Genomic DNA, 20903 nt, shown 5'->3' with positions numbered 1-20903 from the left:
ATTGCTATCACGTTTACGTGATAGCGTATCCTCAAGTTACGAGGATGTAAAAAGTGTTTAAAAAGATTGAAGAAGTGAGTAAGTTATCAGGAGTCAGTAAGCGTACATTACAATATTATGATGATGAAGGTATATTACCTGTGAAACGCTCTAAGAATAATTATAGACTCTATGATGATGAAACAATGGAAAGACTATGGAAAATCTTATGGTACAAGGAAATGGGGTTAGATTTAAAGGAAATAAAACTGATTCTAGAAGGAATGAAGCAGGAAACTGTAATAGAAGAGAAAGTAAATAAAATCAATTATACGATTAGAGTTTTAGAGGAACAAAAGAAAGTGATAGAATATATACAGAGATATTCTGTTCCAGTAAAGAGTGAAGAGAATAATAAGACATTTAAAGATCAAATCAAACAAATAAGAAAAGAACAAGGTATGTAGGAGGGAAGAACTTATGAAGATCAGTAAAATTATTGATGATGTAAAAGATGGTATTGATGATGCTAAACTAAAAGTAGTGGATGTTGTTGATAAGGCTGAATTAGATAAACGTGCAAAGGAATTTGGTGATGCGACAGTAGATGCAGCTCAGAATTTGGCTAAAACAATTGAAGAAGGTAAACGTCAATGGGATTTAAATAGATTAAAGCCAATTTTCTTGCAAGATTTAAATGGAATGCGCTATTCAAGACTAATTAGAATTGTAGAAAGAGATAAGAAATTCGACATAGAAGTATGCAAGGGTTCTATTGGGTATTGGGCTACTTGTAAAGGTGAAAGATGGATGAATATCTTTAAGGATTCAGTCAATAAGTTTGGATTAAATTTCTATCCGAATGATGAAGTGAATTTCTATTATATGGATCCTACAGATGGTGATAGTTATATTGTGCTAGATGAGTACTTTGATCGATTGAAACAGGCACGTGTGAGTGAATTACAGAAGATTGCGCAAGATTTAGGTGCTAAATACTTTAAAGTTACATATATGAAAGAAAAAACAACTTTAAGTAAGAAGAGCGCTAATGGAAAAGGATCAATTCATAAAAAGGGCAATGGTTCAGTACAAATGAATGCGACAGAGCAGAAGTATGATAGAATGGATATTGCAGCTGAAATGAGTTTTCCTGGACATGAACCAGTCATGCCTCATGTAAGATATCTGAAGTATGATCCTAATATACTGAATTTGATTGAGATGCGTATGGATACTAAAGGACCTGTTAAACATCAGATATTAAATATTAAATTAAGTAGTTCATCTGGATTAAAGGAAACTGATGCAGTAAAGGTAGATATGATATTGAAAAGTTTGAAGATGGCAGGTAATACTACAGTATCAAGTGAAGCACAAAATGAAGCTAAAAGTATTTTGAAATATGAAATAGACTTCTAATAGTACTTACTTAATGATTAGGTAGTGTTTATTGGTTAAACAGTTGATGTTGTTATTGAAAGAATTGATTAACTAAAGTATGATAAGAGTGTTCTTAATGGTGTAGGAACACTTTTATTTATACTTTTTGCCACGCTATTGATAAATACTAGGAATAATCGAGGTTTTGTAGGAGATTTTAAGGCTATGGTTACAAGAAATAGTTTTGCCACGCATTTTGGTTATTTTAAGTAGTGTTTATCAGGGTTTTGTAGGTAAGGATTCATAATAGTTAACCCCTGTTGGGGACGGAAACTTTTTCTTCACTGATAAGTCCTCCTTTCTGAGTCCATTGTACTAATTCATAATAGTTAACCCCTGTTGGGGACGGAAACTTTAAATTATTCCCTGTAACAATTCCTGAAAAGAAACTTGCTAATATTCATAATAGTTAACCCCTGTTGGGGACGGAAACAATGCTAGACCCTTCTCGTGTTGGCTTGGATGGCTTGTATTCATAATAGTTAACCCCTGTTGGGGACGGAAACACGCTTATATTCTCATTTCAATCACATCCTTTCAATTTGGTATTCATAATAGTTAACCCCTGTTGGGGACGGAAACGTGATATAACATTCAATTTTAGCTGTTTTATTTGTATTCATAATAGTTAACCCCTGTTGGGGACGGAAACCCAAACCATATCATCTTCATGATACAAATCATCACATATTCATAATAGTTAACCCCTGTTGGGGACGGAAACCATTTTATAGACTTTTTCTTATATTCTTCATAAGATGAGTATTCATAATAGTTAACCCCTGTTGGGGACGGAAACAACGATTTCAAAACCATTAGATTTTATACTCTTTTATTCATAATAGTTAACCCCTGTTGGGGACGGAAACCACAATTCGTGTCCTCTTTTCTAAGTATTTATAAGGTTTTGATTCATAATAGTTAACCCCTTTAGGGGACACATAATGAAAACATCCCCATAGTAGAGGATGTTTTCATTTACTAATCTGATAATGTTCAGTAACTATGTAGTACTTAAACATCTCATTTTATTGTTGTAGGTTATGCGTAGTTTTCTTAATTCTTCTCTAATTGTTTCTTTATTCCATACTTTATCTGATATTCCAATCAACTCTTTTACCCATGATGTAAAGGAGTATTTTATTCTCTATTTTTACTAAATTTTAAATAACTATTTGAAAACGAAACAAAATACTATATAATAAACTATTCGATAAAATATTCATCTCATTTAAACAATGAAACTTACAATTATCGGATGGTGGATGAAAGGATACAATAAATATTATGTTATAATATAGTAAGCGTATACATTATTGAGGAGGGCACCTAATGTATAAGAAACTAAAAATAGAACTGGCTACAGACAAAATAGACTTTAGAAAGTCTTCTTGTTTTCAGGGAGCACTATTTGAATTAATGGATACAGACTATGTATCTATTCTTCATCAACAGAATAGACATCCTTATAGCCAGTATGTTTATAAAGACAAAGACAAAGTATATTGGACAATATGTACATGTGATGATGATTCATCACACTATATGATGAATCCAATACTGGATGATTCTATCCAACAGATTTCTTTAAACAAAGAAAAAGAACCCATTTCATTTGTTTCTAAACAGTTAAAGATGGTATCCCAGGAACAATTAATGGATCACTTCTACAATAAGCCTGCAGAAAGATATTTAGAAATAAGAATACTCACACCTATGTCTTTTAAAAGTTATGGCAGATATATCAATTATCCTGATTTACGCTTAATTTATCAGAGTTTAATGAATAAATATGATTCTGTATTAAAAGAAGCCAGTATGTTTGATGAAGATACATTAGATATGCTTGTAGAAGGAAGTGAGATAGTAAAATATAATCTCCGCTCTTATTTATTCCCACTACAGGGAGTAAAGATTCCTTCTTTCTTTGGTACTATGACTATTAAAGTCACAAGTACAGATACAGCTGCAAAATTTATAAGACTATTACTAGAATTTGGGGAATATTCTGGAGTAGGTATTAAAACAGGTTTAGGAATGGGTGCTATACAAATCGTAAGGAGGGATAATGAATGACAGATCATGAAACTAAAATCATCATAGGAAGCTTGCTTCATGATATAGGTAAAGTTGTTTATAGAAAAGGAATGGATGGTCGTAAACATAGTCAAAGTGGTTATGAATATCTCAAAAACTATACAGATGATAAAGATATCCTAAATGCAGTAAGATATCATCACGCTGATGCTTTACGTCAATCTTCTATTGATGATGATTCTATTGCTTATATTACTTATATTGCGGATAATATCGCATCAGGTGCAGATAGAAGAAACAAAGAAATAGAAGACAAAGGATTTGAAATACATACTGCATTACAACCTGTATTTAATCTCTTAAATGGGAATAAAGGTAATTTATATTATCATGCAGGAAGTTTAAAGGATAATATAAACTATCCTACCAATACAAAAACAGAATTTAATGCATCACAATACAGCGAAATACTGAGTAATATATCTTCTAACTTGAATGGATTAGATTTAAAAGATCATGCTTATATCAATTCATTATTAGAAGTATTAGAAGCTAATTTATCATTTGTCCCTTCTTCTACATCTAAGAAAGAAGTAGCTGATATATCACTTTATGATCATGTAAAGCTCACAGCTGCATTCGCAAGTGCTATCTATGCCTACTTAAAGGAACAGAATATTACAGATTATAAGACAGAATTATATAAGAATGCGTCTCTATTCTATGATAAGAAAGCCTTCTTACTTGCTTCTTTAGATATCTCAGGAATACAGAAGTTTATTTACACTATTACAACTAAGAGTGCATTAAAATCTTTACGCTCACGTTCTTTCTATCTAGAAATCATGATGGAACATATTATTGATACACTCTTAGATAAACTTCATCTTTCACGTGCTAATCTTATTTATAGTGGTGGTGGTCATTGTTATATGATTCTGCCTAATACAAAAGCAACACAAACAATATTTGATGAAGAAATCAAGAATGTGAATAAGTGGTTCTTAAAACATTTCCAGACGGCTTTATTTATTGCAGGGGCTTATGTTCCTTGTAGTAGTAAAGATCTACAGAATGAACCAAACGGTTCCTATTCAGAACTTTATAGAGAACTTTCTACAAAGCTTTCATTAAACAAATCACATCGTTATACAGCGGCAGAAATCATCGCACTAAACAAGATACAGGCAGATGACTATGAAAGAGAATGTAGAGTATGTAAGAGACTAGGTAAAGTGAATGAGGATGGAGAATGTTCTATTTGTGAATCATTAATTAAGTTCTCTAAAAAACTAATGGATATGGATTTCTTCTCTATTACTCAACAAAAGAAACAAGGTTTACCATTACCTGGTGACTATTACCTTGTATCTGATAGTGAAGAAACCTTAAAAGAAAGAATGGTTAATGATGACTCTTTTGTAAGAGCCTATTGTAAGAATAACCCTCATACAGGTAAAAGTATTTCTACAAAACTATGGGTAGGGGATTACCATTCTGAAGATGAATTTGTAAAGTTAGCTGAAAAATCAAATGGTATCAAGAGAATTGCAGTACTCAGAGCTGATGTAGATAACTTAGGACATGCCTTTATTGCAGGTTTTCCAGACAAGTATATGACACTCTCTCGTACCGCTACATTATCAAGACAGTTATCTTTATTCTTTAAATATCATATCAAGAGTATTTTAGAGAAAGGGTCTTATTATATTGATCATGAAGAAGGCCATCCACGTCATGCAGCTATTGTTTATTCAGGTGGAGATGACTTATTTATAGTTGGTGCATGGAATGATGTCATTGAACTTGCTGTTGATATAAAAGATTCTTTAAAGGCTTATACAGAAAATACACTCACTATATCAGGTGGTATTGGTTTATATACATCTACTTATCCAATTAGTGTTATTGCGGATGAAGTGGCAGAAATGGAAGATAAGTCTAAAGGTCATGAAGGTAAGAATTCAATCACATTATTTGAAGATGGTAAAGATCATAAAGAAGGTGAAGAGGATCATATTAGTGATGGTACATATACTTGGGATGACTTTACAGAAAGAGTTATTAAAGAGAAATATGAAGTATTAGACCAGTTCTTTGGAAAGTCTATGAATGGTGATAAGTCTGATACAGAAAGAGGAAAAGCGTTCTTATATCACTTATTAGAGTTAATTAGAAAGAGAAATGAAGGAATTAACTTTGCTAGATTTGTTTACTTACTTGCAAGAATGGAACCTAATTCTCAAGCAACTATAGCTGAAAAAGAAGCATATAAAGAATTCTCAGATCATATGTATAAGTGGTATCAAAATGAAAAAGACTGTCGTGAACTAAAGACAGCTATTAATATATTTGTTTATTCTCTAAGAGTAAGGGAGGAGTAATTTATGAAATCAGATATGGAATATGCAGAAGAAGTTATTAAGTCATTAATCACTTTCAGAGATAAATGGGGAAATGTTAAAGGTTTATTAACTGTGTCCCAGATAAGAAATATATTAGCAATGTCTGCAGATATTTATAATTCTGTACTTGAAAGTCCAACAGAAAATTTATCAGAAGATTTGTTGGATAGAATAAGTTATTTAACAGTGAGATTATATTATGAAGCAGGTCGTAATCAATTAGTGAAAAAGTTTGTTGAAAAAGCTAAACTCATTGAAAAATTGAAAAATGCAAAAACTAAAAAAGATTATGTTGATTATTATCATTATATGGAAGCGTTAGTTGCATTTCATAGATATTATGGTGGAAAGGATCAGTAGGATTATGTATACAAAAATTCAGATTACAGGAACAATTGAAGTATTAACAGGAATGCATATTGGAGGTTCGTCAGCTTTCGCTGCAATTGGTGCAGTTGATTCTCCAGTTATTAAAGATGTACTTTCAGGTTGTCCAATGATTCCAGGAAGCTCATTAAAAGGAAAGATGCGTACACTACTTGCGAAAGAATATAATGAATCAGTTGCGGATAAACCTGATCAGGATTGTGAAAGAATCAAAAGAGTATTTGGTAGTGCTGAAAAGAATCATATAAAAAAGAGTAGAATTCAGATTTCTGATATGATTCTTTCGAATGATAAAGATTTAAGAAAGAAAGGTTTAAACAGCTTAACAGAAGTTAAGTTTGAAAATACTATTAACCGTGCTACTGCAGTTGCGAATCCTAGACAAATTGAAAGAGTTGTAAGAGGTTCAGAATTTGATTTAGATATTCTTTATGAAGTAGATAACATGGATGACTTATATGAGGATATTGAACTCATCGCAGAAGCTTTAAAGATGCTTCAGTTTGATTATTTAGGCGGTAGTGGTTCTAGAGGATATGGTAAAGTAAAATTCACTGATTTATATGCAGAAACAGTAATTGGTCAATTAGATAAGAGTATAGAAGATAAAATCAATGATATTTTAAGTAAAGTATCTCAATAATGAAAGGTGGTAGGCACCATGAACTATAAGATTTATAAAATGATTTTTACACAGGGTGTACATTTTGGTGAACATTCCTTAGAAAAGTCAGAAATCATTTTTCAGGCAGATACTCTCTTTTCTGCTTTATGTATAGAAGCACTTAAGATTGATAAGTTAGAGACATTATTAAAAAGTGTTAAAGAGAATCATTTGGTATTCTCTGATGCATTTCCTTATATGAATCAAGAGTTTTTTGTTCCTAAACCAATGAAGAAGATTGAACAAGTCACTCAAAGTGAAGATATGACAATACGTAAGAAGTTTAAGAAACTAGAATATGTACAAGTTTCTTTATTAGATCAGTATCTTAAAGGACAATATCCTATTGATAAAGGTTCTGATATAAAGAAATTAGGTGTACATGCTTTAAAAACATCTGCATCAATTAGAGGAAATGAAGAAGCACTTCCTTATCGTGTAGGTATTTATCGCTTTGAAAAACACAATGGTTTATATATAATTGTAGGTTATGATTCTAAAGAAACACTTCACTTATTTGATAAATTATTCAAGATGTTAAGTTTATCAGGTATTGGTGGTAAGAAGAATTCTGGTTTAGGACACTTCAGATATAATACAGTAGAATTACCAAAAGAATTAAATAATCGTTTGAATACAAAAGGTGAAGTCATGACTCTCTCTGTATCTCTTCCTACAGATAAGGAAATAGAAGATATCTTAGATGATTCTCGTTACTTACTTGTAAAAAGAAGTGGTTTCGTAGACTCATATACTTATTCTAAAGAACAGCGTAGAAAGAAAGATATTTACTTATTTAAAGCAGGTTCCTGCTTTAATAAGACATACCAGGGAGATATTTACAATGTATCATCAGGAGGTAGTCATCCTGTGTATAAGTATGCAAAACCATTATTTATGGGGGTAGAAGTATGAAGAACTATTTAAAGTCTTATCGTATACATTTAAAAGTATTAGGCCCTGTATTTATTGGGAGTGGGAAGGAATTATCTAAAAAGGAATACTTGTTCTATAAGAATAATCAGATTGCAATCATTGATATTGCGAAGTTTTATCTAGAACTAAAGAAGATTAAAAAACTGGATTCTTTTGAAGCTTTTATGTTAGATGAACACGAACATCTAGGTACTTGGATAAGAAAAAACAATGTTAATAATTCTATTGTTGATAGATGTATTAAGTATACTTTGGATAAAGGGGATATCGAAGAAACTAAAAGAAGAAATGTCATGTTGGAGTTTGTAAAGGACCCTTATGGAAACCCTTATGTTCCTGGTAGTTCTCTTAAAGGTATGTTTAGAACAATCTTTTTTGCAGATAGATTAATTAATCATTCAAAGGATTATACGATTCAAAGAAAGCAGTTCAAAGAGAAAGTATTTGAAAAAGAAACTAACAAAAAGAGATATTTATCTAGAAATATCCAGGATATTGAAGCAAAAACCTTTAGAACATTACATAGACCTGATACAAAGGTTGATGATGCAGTCAATGATATAATGGCTGGATTTATTGTGAGTGATAGTGAACCATTATCAGTAGAAGATCTCACTTTAGCTCAGAAAGTAGATGTACATGTTAAGAAAGGGGCTAAAAATTTACCTTCAGTAAGAGAATGTTTAAAGCCTGGTACAGACATTGTATTTACAGTTACTATTGATACAAGTATCTGCCCATATGCTAAACAGGATATTATAGAATCCATTAACTACTTTGATGACAATTATAATAAGTACTTTGTTGAACCATTTACTGCAGTTGAGTACATAGATGATGGATCTGTATTTCTAGGTGGAGGAAGTGGATATGCAAGTAAAACAGCTGTTTATCCACTATTTGATGGAGAAGACAGTGAACAAACAGTTCGTATAGTCCAGCAGATTATGGTTAATACAACAACATTTGATAAGAAGACAAGACGTAATCTTCATAAACATGAGGATGACTTACGTCTTTATGGTATTTCTCCACATACAATCAAATGTACATATTATCACGATCAGTTACTACAAATGGGTTTATGTCAATTAGACAAAATAGAAGAACTTAACTGATACTTGGATAACCAAGTATCAGCTTTCTCCTCCTCTTTTAAGGGACAATACAAGGAGGAAGCGTTATGAGTATATTGTATATTGATAAAAGTGATTGTGTGATAGGTAAGCAGGATAATAGAATAACAGTCAAGTATAAAGATGGAATGTTTCGTACTATTCCAGTAGAAAGTATTGATGGTATAACTCTATTAGGTCATGCACAAGTCACAACACAATGTATCCAAGAATGTTTAAAGAAAGGTATTTCTTTATCTTATTTTTCTAAGGGTGGTCACTATTTTGGCAGGTTATCTTCAACAGGTCATATTAAAGCTTCTCTTCAAAGAAAGCAGGCAGGTTTATATGACCAACCATTCGCATTAGAACTTTCTAAGAAGATTATTTATGCTAAGATACATAACCAGATTGTAGTATTGAGAAGATATTCTAGAAGCACAAATCATAATATAAGTGATATTGAATTACATATGAAGAGTGCTTTAAGAAAAGTGAATTATGTAAAGAATATAGAAGAACTCATGGGATATGAAGGAAGTGCTGCAAGGTATTACTTTAAAGGCTTATCTATGTGTATTGATGAAGCATTTAAGTTTGAAGGAAGAAGTAAAAGACCGCCTCATGATGCATTTAATTCTATGTTGAGTTTAGGTTATTCTATCTTGATGAATGAACTCTATGGAGAAATAGAGATAAAAGGTTTAAATGCATACTTTGGATTTCTTCATAGAGATGCAGAAAAACATCCAACACTTGCAAGTGATATGATGGAAGAATGGAGAGCTGTTCTTATAGACTCTACAGTGATGAGTATGATTAATGGACATGAAGTACATATTGATGAGTTTTATTCAGATGATGGAGAAGGGGTTTATATCTTTAAACAAGCATTAAATAAATTCATCAAGAAACTAGAAAATAAGTTTCAGATATGTCAGAAATACTTAGACTATATTGATTATCCAGTAAGTTTCAGAAGTGCTATATCTTTTCAAATGAGTTCATTAGTAGATGCGATTATACATGAAGATGTATCAATGTATTCTCCTATCATGATTAGGTAACCATTATGGAAAGAGAAGATTATTTCTTTGAGGTTGATGAGAATAAATCAATCAGGAAAGTGTTTGTATTGATTATCTATGATATTGTGGATAATAGAAAGAGACAAAGATTTGCGAGATGGCTATCAGGCTATGGAGTAAGAGTACAGAAATCAGCTTTTGAAGCACATTTAAGAAAGAACAAATTTGATAAATTAGTTAAAGGTATACCTAAAAGAATAGGGACTCAAGATAGTGTAAGAATATATAAGATTAACGGAAAGGGGCAGATAATATCCTGGGGTAAAGATGAAAGTGAAGAGTCTGAGGATATTATTGTGATATAACATGGGTAAAAAGATTTTGTTTTCTCCTGTAGGAGGTACTGATCCAATATCTGAAAATAACTATAGAGATGGTTCTATGCTGCATATATGCAGACATTATAAGCCAGATAAAGTTATTTTATATTTATCTAAAGAGATGGCTGAAAAGCATCATAAATATAATCCATATGGGTACTGTATAGAGAAGTTAGCTGAATTACAAAGTAGACATATAGATGTGGAATATATAGAACGTAATGAATTAACTAAAGTACAAGAGTTTGATTACTTCTATAAGGATTTCAGAAATATATTAATGGATATTATGGGAGATATGGATGAAGATGATGAATTCCTTTTAAATATATCTTCTGGTACACCAGCAATGAAGAGTGGGTTAGTTGTATTAAAGACATTAGGAGAATTACCTTGTCGTACAATACAGGTTGTCACACCAACAGGTAAACTTAATGAACATTCTCATAAAGAAAATGATTATGAGACTTTATGGGAATTAGACGAAGACAATAATCCAGATTCTGCAAATAGATGTATAGAAGTAGAATGTCCTACATTAGCTATTATTAAGAAAGAAGAAATTATTAAGAAGCATATAGAAGCTTATGATTATTCTGCAGCATTACAAGTAGCGAAGACTATCAAAAAGAGTGCTATGGATAAAGGTTATTATTCTTTGATTGAAATGGCTAAGTATAGGGAATCATTGGATTATAAGAAAGCATTAGAAATCTCTTCAAAAGAGAAAGTTTATTGTTTTCCTGTAACGGATGATAAAGGTATTAAACTATTTGAGTATGCATTAAATATTGATGTAAAGAGAAGAAGACATGAATATGCGGATTTTATTAGATCTATTACGCCTTTATTTGTAGACTTGTTTGAATTGGTATTAAAACATGAAACAGGCATTGATATTAATAAGTATTGTAGAATAGAGAAGAAGAAAAAACATTCTATGCGTGTATGGGATTTAGAGAAACTAAATGGTAGTGATGTTTTGAAATCATTGAATAATTACTATTTAAATGGTTTTAAAGAAGGTCCTATATATTCTGAACCATTGGTTGTATTATTGAATGATTTTATACCTAGTAGTAGAAAAGAAGCAGCAGATCTCGTTTCAGATCTACGTAGTGTAGAAGGTAATATTCGTAATATTACAGCACATGAAATGGTTTGTGTTACAGATGATGTAATAAAGGATAAGACTAACTTCTCTTCTAATGCGATTATGAAAAAGATAGAGAAAGTATTTAGTTATACAGATTTAGATATTAAGGATGAATACTGGAATAGTTATGATCTGATGAATCAGTTGATTATTGAAAGAATTGATTAATTAAAGTATGATAAGAGTGTTCTTGGCGATATAGAACACTCTTATCTATACTTTTTGCCACGCTACTGATAAATACTAGGAAAAATGAAGGTTTTGTAGGAAATCTTATGGTTATGATTTCTAAAAGTAGTTTTGCCACGCATTTTGGTTATTTTAAGTAGTGTTTATCAGGGTTTTGTAGGTAAGGATTCATAATGGTTAACCCCTGTTGGGGACGGAAACTTAATACTTTTGCACCTGTCAAATTCCAATTATTTCATTCATAATGGTTAACCCCTGTTGGGGACGGAAACTTTAAATCTGTGGCCTTTTCATTCAACTTATAGATTTCTTTAAATTCATAATGGTTAACCCCTGTTGGGGACGGAAACTTTTTAAAATATTGATACATCAATATAGGGATATACTTATAATTCATAATGGTTAACCCCTGTTGGGGACGGAAACTATCTACTAGTTCTTCATTAGGACACATCATTAGAATATCATATTCATAATGGTTAACCCCTGTTGGGGACGGAAACTATCTACTAGTTCTTCATTAGGACACATCATTAGAATATCATATTCATAATGGTTAACCCCTGTTGGGGACGGAAACGGATTGAACCTTCAACAAGTACTATGTCTCCTTTCTATTCATAATGGTTAACCCCTGTTGGGGACGGAAACTCAATTTCATAAACGCCAACATTTAAATTTTCGTCAATTTATTCATAATGGTTAACCCCTGTTGGGGACGGAAACATTAGGTAAGAGTTCAGCACGTAATACAATAACACTATTCATAATGGTTAACCCCTGTTGGGGACGGAAACATGGATAAGAAAGCCTCAGAAAAGGCTTATAAATCCTTAAAAATTCATAATGGTTAACCCCTGTTGGGGACGGAAACTATAAATTTCTAATTGTCTTTTTTTCAATCATTTCTTTGTTCTATTCATAATGGTTAACCCCTGTTGGGGACGGAAACAGTAAACACACCACCGTTAAAACCTAACTGTTTTAATTATTCATAATGGTTAACCCCTGTTGGGGACGGAAACTAATTTTCCATATTTTCCAAAGTATCAATAAAATACTATTCATAATGGTTAACCCCTGTTGGGGACGGAAACCCGTTGTGTTTCGAAATATCAATACCGTACATTCTATTCATAATGGTTAACCCCTGTTGGGGACGGAAACAAGCACGCTTCAAAACCTTATATTCAACACTTAAGGCATTCATAATGGTTAACCCCTGTTGGGGATGGAAACTAAAATTTCAACAAACTTCTGAGATGTAGAAATTAGTGGAAGAATTCATAATGGTTAACCCTTTTTGGGACGGAAACCCTTGCTTTTTAGCAATGTAGTAAAACTGCTTGTTTATTCATAATGGTTAACCCTTGTTGGGGACGGAAACTACTTATTTTTGAAAGTTCCCATTGCTTCTCTGTCAAAAAGATTCATAATGGTTAACCCCTGTTGGGGACGGAAACAAAACAAGGTTGTAGAATAGTTTTTGATTATGACATTCATAATACTTAACCCCTGTTGGGGACGGAAGAATGGCTTCAGTAAGTTCAGTGACATCAAATGTAAAATTCATAATAAGTACCCCTTCAGGGGACACAAAAATAAAAACATCCCCTAGAGGATGTTTTATTTAACAATCTGACAATGTTCAGTCACCCATGGAGCACTTAAACATCTCACTTCATTGTTGAAGTTAATGTATAGTTTTGTTTTATCATCAGAAATACTATTCACAATACCAATACCATATGTAGGGTGAATAACCATATTTCCTTGTTTAATAGATTCAATTTGTGAATCAATTTCCTTTTGTTTATTCTCCATATGGAGATTAATCTCTTCTACTTTTGGATTATAAAGCCTTGAAGGCAATGCTCCAATCTTTCGACAACAAGCTTTCCATGAAGCACCATGACTTGAATTACCATTAAACATATAATCCATATAATGCGCATATTCATGCCTGATTACATCTAAAGCAGATGCTTCTGACCATTCAGGATTCCCAAAATAAAACAATGAGAAATGAAACTTCTTAGGTTTCTTATTAATAGTGTCAATATAGAAACATCCTAATGTATGTTTAGCTTTTCCGAATGTGATAGGTAAATCAGCTCCATGTAGTCCAGTAATACTATCTAGCTTTTTAAATTCTTCTCTAATTCTTTCTTCATCCCATACTTTATTTGACATTTTACTCAACTCCTTTACTCATAATGTAAGGGAGTATTTTTTTCCCTGTTTTAGTAAGTGAATATTACGGAGTGGCAAGGCCACTCCATACGGTAAAATAAGTCCATACGTTACGCTAGGAAAGTCCAGTGAATCCGTTAAACAAGTCCACTATATTAATATAAAGATTTGCACCTCTTGGTTGTAAAATGGATTTGATAAGTAATAAATACTTATCAAATCTTGCAACTAGGAGGTGTTTTTATATGCGAGATGTTAAGAAGATTTTGGAAATGAAATCTCAAAATTTCAGTCAGCGAAAGATAGCTGAAGCACTTAAGGTATCAAGAGATACAGTAAGAAAAGTATCTAAAGCAGCTGATGAAAATAATATTTGTTGGTCAATGATCCAGAATCAGAATGAAATGGAAGTACAGAAACTATTATTTGGAAAGGAGACTAAACTTAATCTGATTATTAAGCAACCTGATTATCAGTATATTCATAAAGAACTGTTAAGACCAGGGACAAACATCAGATTATTATGGGAAGAATATGCAGAAGATTGCAGAAACAGTAACTTCCCATTCTATCAGTACAGTTACTTCTGTGAAAAGTATCGTGATTATGTAAAGAAAAACAATCTTACAATGCATATCACACATAAGCCAGGGGATAAATTAATGGTGGATTGGAATGGAACCACCATGTGTGTATTCGATCGTTATACTGGTGAAAGTATTAAAGCGTATCTATTTGAAGCAACACTTCCATTCAGCATGCTTTGTTATGTTCAGGCTTGTCCTACTATGAAGATTGCAGACTGGATTGATTGCCATATCAATGCCTACAGATACTTTGAAGGCGTAACTAGACTGCTGGTTCCTGATAACCTTAAGACAGGTGTCATATCAAATAAGAAGTATGAGGATCCTGTTCTCAATAAGTCTTACCAGGAAATGGCTGATCACTATGATACAACTATTATTCCTGCAAGAGTCCGAAAACCAAAAGATAAAGCGGCTGTCGAAGGGTCTGTTGGTGATTGTACAATCGCTATTGTTGGTAAGCTAAGAAACAGAAAGTTCTTTTCTTTTAACGATTTAAATGCAGCTATATTAAAGGAACTGGATGTTTTCAATAATAAACCCTTTCAGAAAAGAGAAGGCTCAAGAAGATCAGTTTATCTGGATGAGGAAAAAGATTATATGCACCCTCTTCCTGAAACTCCATTTGAACTGAGTTCCTGGAAGCGTGCAAAGGTTCAACTCAATTATCATATTTCAGTTGATAAGATGAATTATTCTGTACCGCATGAATATGTAGGCAATTATGTAGATGTTAAGCTGACTAAAAGTACTGTAACTGTCTACTATAAAACGAATCAGATTTGTTCACATCAGAGACTTTATGGACGTGTAAATCAATATTCGACCAATGAAAGTCATATGCCTGAAAATCACAGAAAGTTCCAGTGGAATAAGGAACGTTTTGTAAACTGGGCATTATCCATTGGTCCAGAAACAACCAGAGTTGTAGAAAGATTATTTGAACGATGCAAAGTAGAAGAACAGGCTTATAAGGGCTGTCTATCATTACTCAAATTATCTGATAAATATGGAAAAGCCAGACTTGAAGATGCGTGTAAATTGGCGTTGAAGCACATCTATCAGCCTAGCTATAAGAATATTAAAATGATTCTACAGTCAAATCAAGACATGAAAGATAGAAGTACTACAAATAATAAATACGTCTCAGATACGCTTGCATTTGTACGTGGTAAAGATTATTACGGAGGAAAAAACAATGAGTAGTCAGGATACAGTAAAAAAACTCAGACAGATGAGATTGCCTGTAATAGCTGAACAATATGAAATTCAAATCAGTGATCCAAGCTATAATCAGTTATCTTTTGAAGAAAGATTTAATGAACTGATTGATATGGAATATGAAAGCAGAGTCAATCATACAATCACAAAATATATAAAAGATGCCCATTTTTATGATTCTACAGCGAGCATAGAAGATATCAACTATAATCCAGATAGAAAACTTAATCGCTCTCAGATGGAAGAACTGGCTACAAATAATTACATAGAAAGAGGTCTCAATGTCATATTTGTAGGTGCTTCAGGCTGTGGGAAGACATGGCTGTCTAATGCATTAGGAGTACATGCCTGTCGCAATAGAAAGACAGTGCTATATATCAGATTGCCTGAATTATTTTCAAAATTTGAAGAAAAGAGAATTCAAGGAAAATACAATGAGTACTTAAAGAGATTGGGGAAGTATGACCTATTGATCATCGATGAATTTTTATTGAAACCAACTAACGAATCTGAAAGAAGCGACCTTCTAGAGTTGATGGAAGTTCGTTGTAATAGAAAATCAACCATTTTCTGCAGTCAATATTCTTTCGATGGATGGCATCAATTATTAGATGGAGGACCTATTGCAGACGCTATTTTAGATAGAATCATTAATAGTTCCTATCTTATTACTTTACACGGAAAATCATTACGTGAAGAATACTCAAGAATAAAACAATAAAAATGGAGAAGGCATAATAATGATAAAAAATTATTATGCCTTCTTTCAAATTAATTGTGGACTTCCAACCGTATTCAATTTTTTGGTGAGGTGGACTTGTCCAGCGTATTGGGTGGACTTCTCTACCGTAACGAGTGGTCTTCCATTAGCGGAATACTCAGTAAGAACATGGTTTATATTCAACAAAAATGGGAAAAATAACTGGACATACATTATAAGTGAGGACGGTGATAACAATGAAATATGAAACATTAGATAAAATGGAATCAAAAAAAGAAATAGAAGAATTGAATAGTATTAAATACAAAGGATTAAATCACCCTTTATGTCTGACTCGTTTACATGGAATCACTCATGCATTAGTCTATGGATCACAACGAATGGAAGATTATACAAAGCAACATAAGTGTATGTTTGATAAGTATATTAGTCAGAACATCAAACTCTATCATGACAAAACATATCAATATCATATCAAACGTAGTAAATATGTAATGAAATTCTCTCGTGAGTTTGTTAGAAAGAGTGATGATTACAATTCTAGAAAAAACAAAATCTCTAAATATTTGTTCAAGGTACGTTTGTACACTAAACTTATTGAAATTGTACAGCAACATTGTTTAGATGAAATTATGATTACTAAACATGCACTTCTGTTAAAGATTGATACTTATTATAATGCTGGTAATTTATTTTTGGGTAAACATATCACTTATGATCCAAATATGTTTGATGAATCTATAGAAAGATTTAAACATTTAATGATGTCAGATGAAGAGAGTATCAATAATAAGTTAATGAAAGTATATGAGGGAGTAGACGAAGAAAACTTAAATTAGAATAATAAATCACTAATGGTAAGAATTATATATGAGGATAGTATGGATGATTTGTAGTCCATCTATCCTCTTTTTTATAGAATTCAATTATTCAAATAAAGAATGTGTAAAAAGAGGGAAAAATAAAAGGACATACATTATAAGTGAAGGTTGGTGATGCAAAAGGAAAACAAATCATAGAGTTTTAAATAACCTGCCTATTGTGCATTCAAATAATGCCTCCTCCTTTTGTCATAAAGTATAACCCAAGTAACAGATCTATTAGAAACACTTTAGGCAGGATTTATCTCTATCGGTCTAATTAAACTACTCATAATAGAAAATCTTAAGAAAGGTAATCAATCAATGGATTGATTAGTATATAAGCCTATGGAACATGTTATTCAGTTTTTATTAATATATTTAATTATTCCTATGTTTGGGCCTTGGATTGCGAGTACGGTTTCAAATTTGATTACTACATTTGTATCATATATGCCGTCAATTGTCCTATTGTCAGGACTAGGTGCCATTATTAAATTTACATACAAATAAAATAGCCTCCTGAAAAAGCCTTTGTATTTGACTATTCAAACATAAAGGCTCTTTTCTTTACAAAGTAAGTATTTCTATATGCTATAATAGGGTTAATCGGTGATAGTCCTATGAATGTATACTTAAGAATAGACTGTTATACTGCTACAAAAAGCTAATAGTGATTATATATTACGAGATTCTGTAACAGCTAATATCCGTTTCCCAATCTACTAAAGAAGAAAAACAACAAGAGGTAGAGTGGAGCAGTTTTTGCTTTTAATATGCTTGTTTCATTTATTGATTTTAGAAAAGAAGAAATTCTTATTACATTTATATTGGTTGCATATTGGACAGCAGGTATATGAGGGTATTGCGGTGCAAAACAATATTTCAAATATGGCAATTATTGTTGGTATAGTTGGTGCAATAATTGGATATGGGTTAAATGTGAAATGAATAGGGGTGTTGATATGAGAAAAATAATTATACTGCTTCTTTGCTTAGTATTAGTTAGTTGCGGTACAACAAATAAATCAAAAAGTACAACTGAACACACATTAGAAAATAGTTTCTTTGGAGTTAAGAAAAAGGTAAAAGAAAAGTTGATTTATAAAAAAGATAAAAGTATTAATTCTTTTTTGAATAAATATAACGAAATTAATGATCCAGATATTACCAGTGATATGGTAAGTATGAAAAAACTTGAAGGAAAAGATGAGCCTAGTATAGTTGATATATCAAACGAGAAATTAGGGATATGGATACAACGTAAAAACATGTTTGGGAATAAAATGGCTGTTGCTGTTCTAAATAATTCCGATAATGTGACTAATGACGATATCAAAGAACAATTCCAAAAGTATTCAAAGGTATTTGATGATAGTTTAACTAATAAAGAAATAGATGAATATTGGGATAAAATGTTATCGGGTAAGAATAGAGGAAAAAAGTTAAAAAACATAAAGGTAAAAAGAATTATATTTTATGGCAAAGTGATATATTTAATTCTTGAAGGGAAAATATAATTTGATAAGAATAATAAACAAAAAATCATAAGAAGGACAATGATATAAATTGAATCTTGGTAATCCTCTTAAGTACTGATTAAGATGATGTGAACAACTTAATTATGATGTTTTCTATAAAGAGTTGAAAACTGAATTTTTGACAGTATAAAATGGCAAGTACGGAAACCTCATGATTTCCAATCCCCTCTCCAGGGGATATTTTTATATACAAAACAACTATTTCTATATGCTATAATGGTGTTAATCGGAGGTGATCACATGAACGCATATATAAGAATTAAAGAATACAATGATAGCTATACTGCAACAGAAAAGCTCATAGCTGAATATATACTAGAAAATGATATCTTACAGGATTCTGCTCAAGCACTAGGTGAAAAGACTAATACCTCTGCAGCTGCTATTATCCGTTTCTCAAAGAAAATAGGTTTTAAAGGCTTTAGTGATTTAAAGATGAACCTAGCTCAATCAACTAAAGAAGAAAAACAACAAGAAGTAGATCTCATCTTTGAACCAGAAGATAATATCAGTACATTAGTAGAAAAAGGCTGTAGACTAAACATGAATACAGTCTTAAAAACATATCAGTTAATAAACATAGATACACTAGAAGAATCAATAGACTTACTCAACAATGCTTCTACTATCTATCTCTTTGGTGTAGGTGGTTCATCAGTTATTGGTTTAGATATCTACCAAAAACTCATGCGTATAGGTAAGAAGGTGATCTATAACGCTGATCTTCATGTACAGATGACCTTCGCCCAAAGCATGGATCAAAATGATGCAGCACTTATTATCAGTTACTCAGGTTCTACCACTGGTTTAGTAGATGTTGCTAGAGTATTACATGAAAAACAAATACCAGTTATATCTATAACACAAATTAACGCTAATCCAATCTCTAAACTAAGTACTTATTCACTCAAAGTACCAAGTGAAGAAAAAGCTTTGCGTATTGGTGCTGTCTCTTCTCGTATCTCTTCATTTGTGATAACTGACTTATTGTACTATGGTGTATTTAAGAAGAACTTTGAAGAACATAAAAAGAATCTCATAGACTCAAAAGACAATGTCTCTATACTCAAAAAGTAGACTCATATTTCACTATGAGTCTTTTGCTTTAGAAATAACATTTCATCAAGTCTATAATGATATTGGAAGGGGGAACAAGAATGAACTTAAATAACTTAGATACAGAACAGTCAAATCCTGACTCATTACATATAGATGAAATGTCTACGATAGATATTCTCACAACTATTAATAATGAAGATCAGAAGGTGGCTTTAGCTGTAAAAGACGTCTTACCGCAAATTTCAGATGCTGTTGACTGTATCTATCAACAGATGAGTCAAGGTGGCAGATTGATATATATTGGTGCTGGTACATCAGGGAGATTAGGTGTACTAGATGCATCAGAGTGTCCTCCTACTTATGGTGTTGATCCTCAACTAGTACAAGGATTAATAGCTGGTGGGAACATCGCACTCACAACTGCAATAGAAGGTGCAGAAGATTCTCAGGAACTTGCTGTAGAGGACTTAAAGAATATCCACTTAACAGACAAAGATGTTGTATGTGGTATTGCAGCATCAGGCAGAACACCTTATGTCATTGGCGGACTTCAATATGCGCGCACACTAGGATGCCAGACAGTTTCTATCTGTTGTGTTCACAATGGAAAAATATCAAAATACTCCCACTATCCAATAGAAGTAATTACGGGTGCAGAAGTCGTAACTGGCTCTACAAGAATGAAGGCTGGTACCGCACAAAAACTTGTTTTAAATATGCTTTCTACATCTGTAATGATCAAAAGAGGAAAGGTCTATAAAAACCTAATGGTTGATGTACAGCCTACCAATGAAAAACTTAAGATCAGAGCTGTCAACATTGTCTCACAATCTTTAGATTGTTCTGAAGAAGAATCAATCGCACTATTAACTAAATGTCACTACAATGTAAAGATTGCGATTCTATCTGGTTTAACAGGTAAAGATGAAAAAGAATGTGAAGAAGCTCTTCTAAAAAACAATGGAAATATCAGTAAAACTGTAAAAAGTTATCTATAGGAGG

Annotated in this window: 20 protein-coding genes and 2 CRISPR repeat arrays; of the genes, 18 read left to right on the top strand and 2 right to left on the bottom strand. The window is 32.1% G+C overall.

Annotated elements, in window-relative coordinates; all coding sequences use genetic code 11:
• The first annotated feature begins 53 nt into the window (after positions 1-53).
• The 11 genes from NQ499_RS11790 to csm6 all read left to right on the top strand — a co-directional run bounded on the left by NQ499_RS11790 (position 54) and on the right by csm6 (position 11698).
• Positions 54-446, top strand: a complete 393-nt coding sequence (locus NQ499_RS11790; RefSeq protein ID WP_006506874.1) for a MerR family transcriptional regulator — start codon at positions 54-56, stop codon at positions 444-446.
• Between the two features lie 13 nt (positions 447-459).
• A complete protein-coding gene (locus NQ499_RS11785) occupies positions 460-1401 on the top strand; it encodes a hypothetical protein (RefSeq protein ID WP_006506873.1) in 942 nt (313 codons plus the stop codon).
• Positions 1402-1660: 259 nt separating this feature from the next.
• Positions 1661-2367: direct repeats of the CRISPR family, unit length 36 nt; unit sequence TATTCATAATAGTTAACCCCTGTTGGGGACGGAAAC.
• Positions 2368-2754: 387 nt separating this feature from the next.
• A complete protein-coding gene (gene cas6 / locus NQ499_RS11780) occupies positions 2755-3498 on the top strand; it encodes a CRISPR-associated endoribonuclease Cas6 (protein WP_006506871.1) in 744 nt (247 codons plus the stop codon).
• Positions 3495-5843 (top strand): type III-A CRISPR-associated protein Cas10/Csm1, encoded by a 2349-nt coding sequence (gene cas10 / locus NQ499_RS11775; protein ID WP_006506870.1) that lies wholly within the window; start codon positions 3495-3497, stop codon positions 5841-5843. The genes cas6 and cas10 overlap by 4 nt, the downstream gene beginning before the upstream one ends.
• A gap of 3 nt (positions 5844-5846) precedes the next feature.
• Entirely contained in the window at positions 5847-6224 is a 378-nt protein-coding gene (gene csm2 / locus NQ499_RS11770) for a type III-A CRISPR-associated protein Csm2 (RefSeq protein ID WP_006506869.1), read from the top strand.
• 4 nt (positions 6225-6228) lie between these two features.
• Positions 6229-6894, top strand: a complete 666-nt coding sequence (gene csm3 / locus NQ499_RS11765; protein ID WP_006506868.1) for a type III-A CRISPR-associated RAMP protein Csm3 — start codon at positions 6229-6231, stop codon at positions 6892-6894.
• Between the two features lie 18 nt (positions 6895-6912).
• The gene (gene csm4, locus NQ499_RS11760) at positions 6913-7830 is read left to right on the top strand and encodes a type III-A CRISPR-associated RAMP protein Csm4 (RefSeq protein ID WP_006506867.1); all 918 of its coding nucleotides are present in this window, start codon (positions 6913-6915) and stop codon (positions 7828-7830) included.
• On the top strand, positions 7827-8969 hold the full coding sequence (gene csm5 / locus NQ499_RS11755; RefSeq protein WP_006506866.1) for a type III-A CRISPR-associated RAMP protein Csm5: 1143 nt from the start codon (positions 7827-7829) through the stop codon (positions 8967-8969). The genes csm4 and csm5 overlap by 4 nt, the downstream gene beginning before the upstream one ends.
• A gap of 65 nt (positions 8970-9034) precedes the next feature.
• Positions 9035-10033 carry a CRISPR-associated endonuclease Cas1 gene (gene cas1, locus NQ499_RS11750; protein WP_006506865.1) on the top strand — a complete coding sequence of 333 codons (999 nt, stop codon included), beginning with the start codon at positions 9035-9037 and terminating at the stop codon, positions 10031-10033.
• Between the two features lie 5 nt (positions 10034-10038).
• The gene (cas2, locus tag NQ499_RS11745) at positions 10039-10359 is read left to right on the top strand and encodes a CRISPR-associated endonuclease Cas2 (protein WP_006506864.1); all 321 of its coding nucleotides are present in this window, start codon (positions 10039-10041) and stop codon (positions 10357-10359) included.
• 1 nt (position 10360) lies between these two features.
• Positions 10361-11698, top strand: a complete 1338-nt coding sequence (csm6, locus tag NQ499_RS11740) for a type III-A CRISPR-associated CARF protein Csm6 (RefSeq protein ID WP_006506863.1) — start codon at positions 10361-10363, stop codon at positions 11696-11698.
• A 186-nt stretch (positions 11699-11884) separates the two neighbouring features.
• A CRISPR array of direct repeats spans positions 11885-12958; the repeat unit is 36 nt; unit sequence TATTCATAATGGTTAACCCCTGTTGGGGACGGAAAC.
• A gap of 181 nt (positions 12959-13139) precedes the next feature.
• Here the strand turns inward: csm6 and NQ499_RS13715 are convergent.
• The gene (locus NQ499_RS13715; protein ID WP_006506861.1) at positions 13140-13292 is read right to left on the bottom strand and encodes a hypothetical protein; all 153 of its coding nucleotides are present in this window, start codon (positions 13290-13292) and stop codon (positions 13140-13142) included.
• Positions 13293-13345: 53 nt separating this feature from the next.
• Positions 13346-13912: a SprT-like domain-containing protein gene (locus tag NQ499_RS11735; protein WP_006506860.1), complete on the bottom strand. Its 567-nt coding sequence runs from the start codon at positions 13910-13912 to the stop codon at positions 13346-13348.
• Positions 13913-14157: 245 nt separating this feature from the next.
• On the opposite strand from NQ499_RS11735, the gene istA reads away from it, so the two are divergent.
• The 7 genes from istA to murQ all read left to right on the top strand — a co-directional run bounded on the left by istA (position 14158) and on the right by murQ (position 20899).
• Positions 14158-15705, top strand: coding sequence for an IS21 family transposase (gene istA / locus NQ499_RS11730; RefSeq protein WP_006506859.1), 1548 nt, complete (start codon positions 14158-14160; stop codon positions 15703-15705).
• Positions 15698-16441 carry an IS21-like element helper ATPase IstB gene (gene istB / locus NQ499_RS11725; protein WP_040390190.1) on the top strand — a complete coding sequence of 248 codons (744 nt, stop codon included), beginning with the start codon at positions 15698-15700 and terminating at the stop codon, positions 16439-16441. The genes istA and istB overlap by 8 nt, the downstream gene beginning before the upstream one ends.
• 236 nt (positions 16442-16677) lie before the next feature.
• Positions 16678-17280 carry a hypothetical protein gene (locus tag NQ499_RS11720; protein ID WP_006506856.1) on the top strand — a complete coding sequence of 201 codons (603 nt, stop codon included), beginning with the start codon at positions 16678-16680 and terminating at the stop codon, positions 17278-17280.
• Between the two features lie 774 nt (positions 17281-18054).
• On the top strand, positions 18055-18252 hold the full coding sequence (locus tag NQ499_RS11715) for a hypothetical protein (RefSeq protein ID WP_006506854.1): 198 nt from the start codon (positions 18055-18057) through the stop codon (positions 18250-18252).
• 14 nt (positions 18253-18266) lie between these two features.
• Positions 18267-18821, top strand: a complete 555-nt coding sequence (locus tag NQ499_RS11710; RefSeq protein WP_259848522.1) for a hypothetical protein — start codon at positions 18267-18269, stop codon at positions 18819-18821.
• Positions 18822-19082: 261 nt separating this feature from the next.
• Positions 19083-19919, top strand: coding sequence for a MurR/RpiR family transcriptional regulator (locus tag NQ499_RS11705; protein WP_040390188.1), 837 nt, complete (start codon positions 19083-19085; stop codon positions 19917-19919).
• Positions 19920-19999: 80 nt separating this feature from the next.
• A complete protein-coding gene (murQ, locus tag NQ499_RS11700) occupies positions 20000-20899 on the top strand; it encodes an N-acetylmuramic acid 6-phosphate etherase (RefSeq protein ID WP_040390187.1) in 900 nt (299 codons plus the stop codon).
• Positions 20900-20903: the final 4 nt, after the last annotated feature.

This window comes from Catenibacterium mitsuokai, assembly GCF_025148785.1.
Lineage (GTDB): Bacteria > Bacillota_I > Bacilli_A > Erysipelotrichales > Coprobacillaceae > Catenibacterium > Catenibacterium mitsuoka.
This window is presented reverse-complemented; position numbering and strand designations above follow the sequence as displayed.

What these genes read in the sequence shown, in the direction of transcription:
- NQ499_RS11785 (WP_006506873.1), top strand. Translation starts at nt 460, where the DNA reads ATGAAGATCAGTAAAATTATTGATGATGTAAAAGATGGTATTGATGAT.
- cas6 (WP_006506871.1), top strand. Translation starts at nt 2,755, where the DNA reads ATGTATAAGAAACTAAAAATAGAACTGGCTACAGACAAAATAGACTTT.
- cas10 (WP_006506870.1), top strand. Translation starts at nt 3,495, where the DNA reads ATGACAGATCATGAAACTAAAATCATCATAGGAAGCTTGCTTCATGAT.
- csm2 (WP_006506869.1), top strand. Translation starts at nt 5,847, where the DNA reads ATGAAATCAGATATGGAATATGCAGAAGAAGTTATTAAGTCATTAATC.
- csm3 (WP_006506868.1), top strand. Translation starts at nt 6,229, where the DNA reads ATGTATACAAAAATTCAGATTACAGGAACAATTGAAGTATTAACAGGA.
- csm4 (WP_006506867.1), top strand. Translation starts at nt 6,913, where the DNA reads ATGAACTATAAGATTTATAAAATGATTTTTACACAGGGTGTACATTTT.
- csm5 (WP_006506866.1), top strand. Translation starts at nt 7,827, where the DNA reads ATGAAGAACTATTTAAAGTCTTATCGTATACATTTAAAAGTATTAGGC.
- cas1 (WP_006506865.1), top strand. Translation starts at nt 9,035, where the DNA reads ATGAGTATATTGTATATTGATAAAAGTGATTGTGTGATAGGTAAGCAG.
- cas2 (WP_006506864.1), top strand. Translation starts at nt 10,039, where the DNA reads ATGGAAAGAGAAGATTATTTCTTTGAGGTTGATGAGAATAAATCAATC.
- csm6 (WP_006506863.1), top strand. Translation starts at nt 10,361, where the DNA reads ATGGGTAAAAAGATTTTGTTTTCTCCTGTAGGAGGTACTGATCCAATA.
- NQ499_RS13715 (WP_006506861.1), bottom strand. Translation starts at nt 13,292, where the DNA reads ATGAATTTTACATTTGATGTCACTGAACTTACTGAAGCCATTCTTCCG.
- NQ499_RS11735 (WP_006506860.1), bottom strand. Translation starts at nt 13,912, where the DNA reads ATGTCAAATAAAGTATGGGATGAAGAAAGAATTAGAGAAGAATTTAAA.
- istA (WP_006506859.1), top strand. Translation starts at nt 14,158, where the DNA reads ATGCGAGATGTTAAGAAGATTTTGGAAATGAAATCTCAAAATTTCAGT.
- istB (WP_040390190.1), top strand. Translation starts at nt 15,698, where the DNA reads ATGAGTAGTCAGGATACAGTAAAAAAACTCAGACAGATGAGATTGCCT.
- NQ499_RS11720 (WP_006506856.1), top strand. Translation starts at nt 16,678, where the DNA reads ATGAAATATGAAACATTAGATAAAATGGAATCAAAAAAAGAAATAGAA.
- NQ499_RS11710 (WP_259848522.1), top strand. Translation starts at nt 18,267, where the DNA reads ATGAGAAAAATAATTATACTGCTTCTTTGCTTAGTATTAGTTAGTTGC.
- NQ499_RS11705 (WP_040390188.1), top strand. Translation starts at nt 19,083, where the DNA reads ATGAACGCATATATAAGAATTAAAGAATACAATGATAGCTATACTGCA.
- murQ (WP_040390187.1), top strand. Translation starts at nt 20,000, where the DNA reads ATGAACTTAAATAACTTAGATACAGAACAGTCAAATCCTGACTCATTA.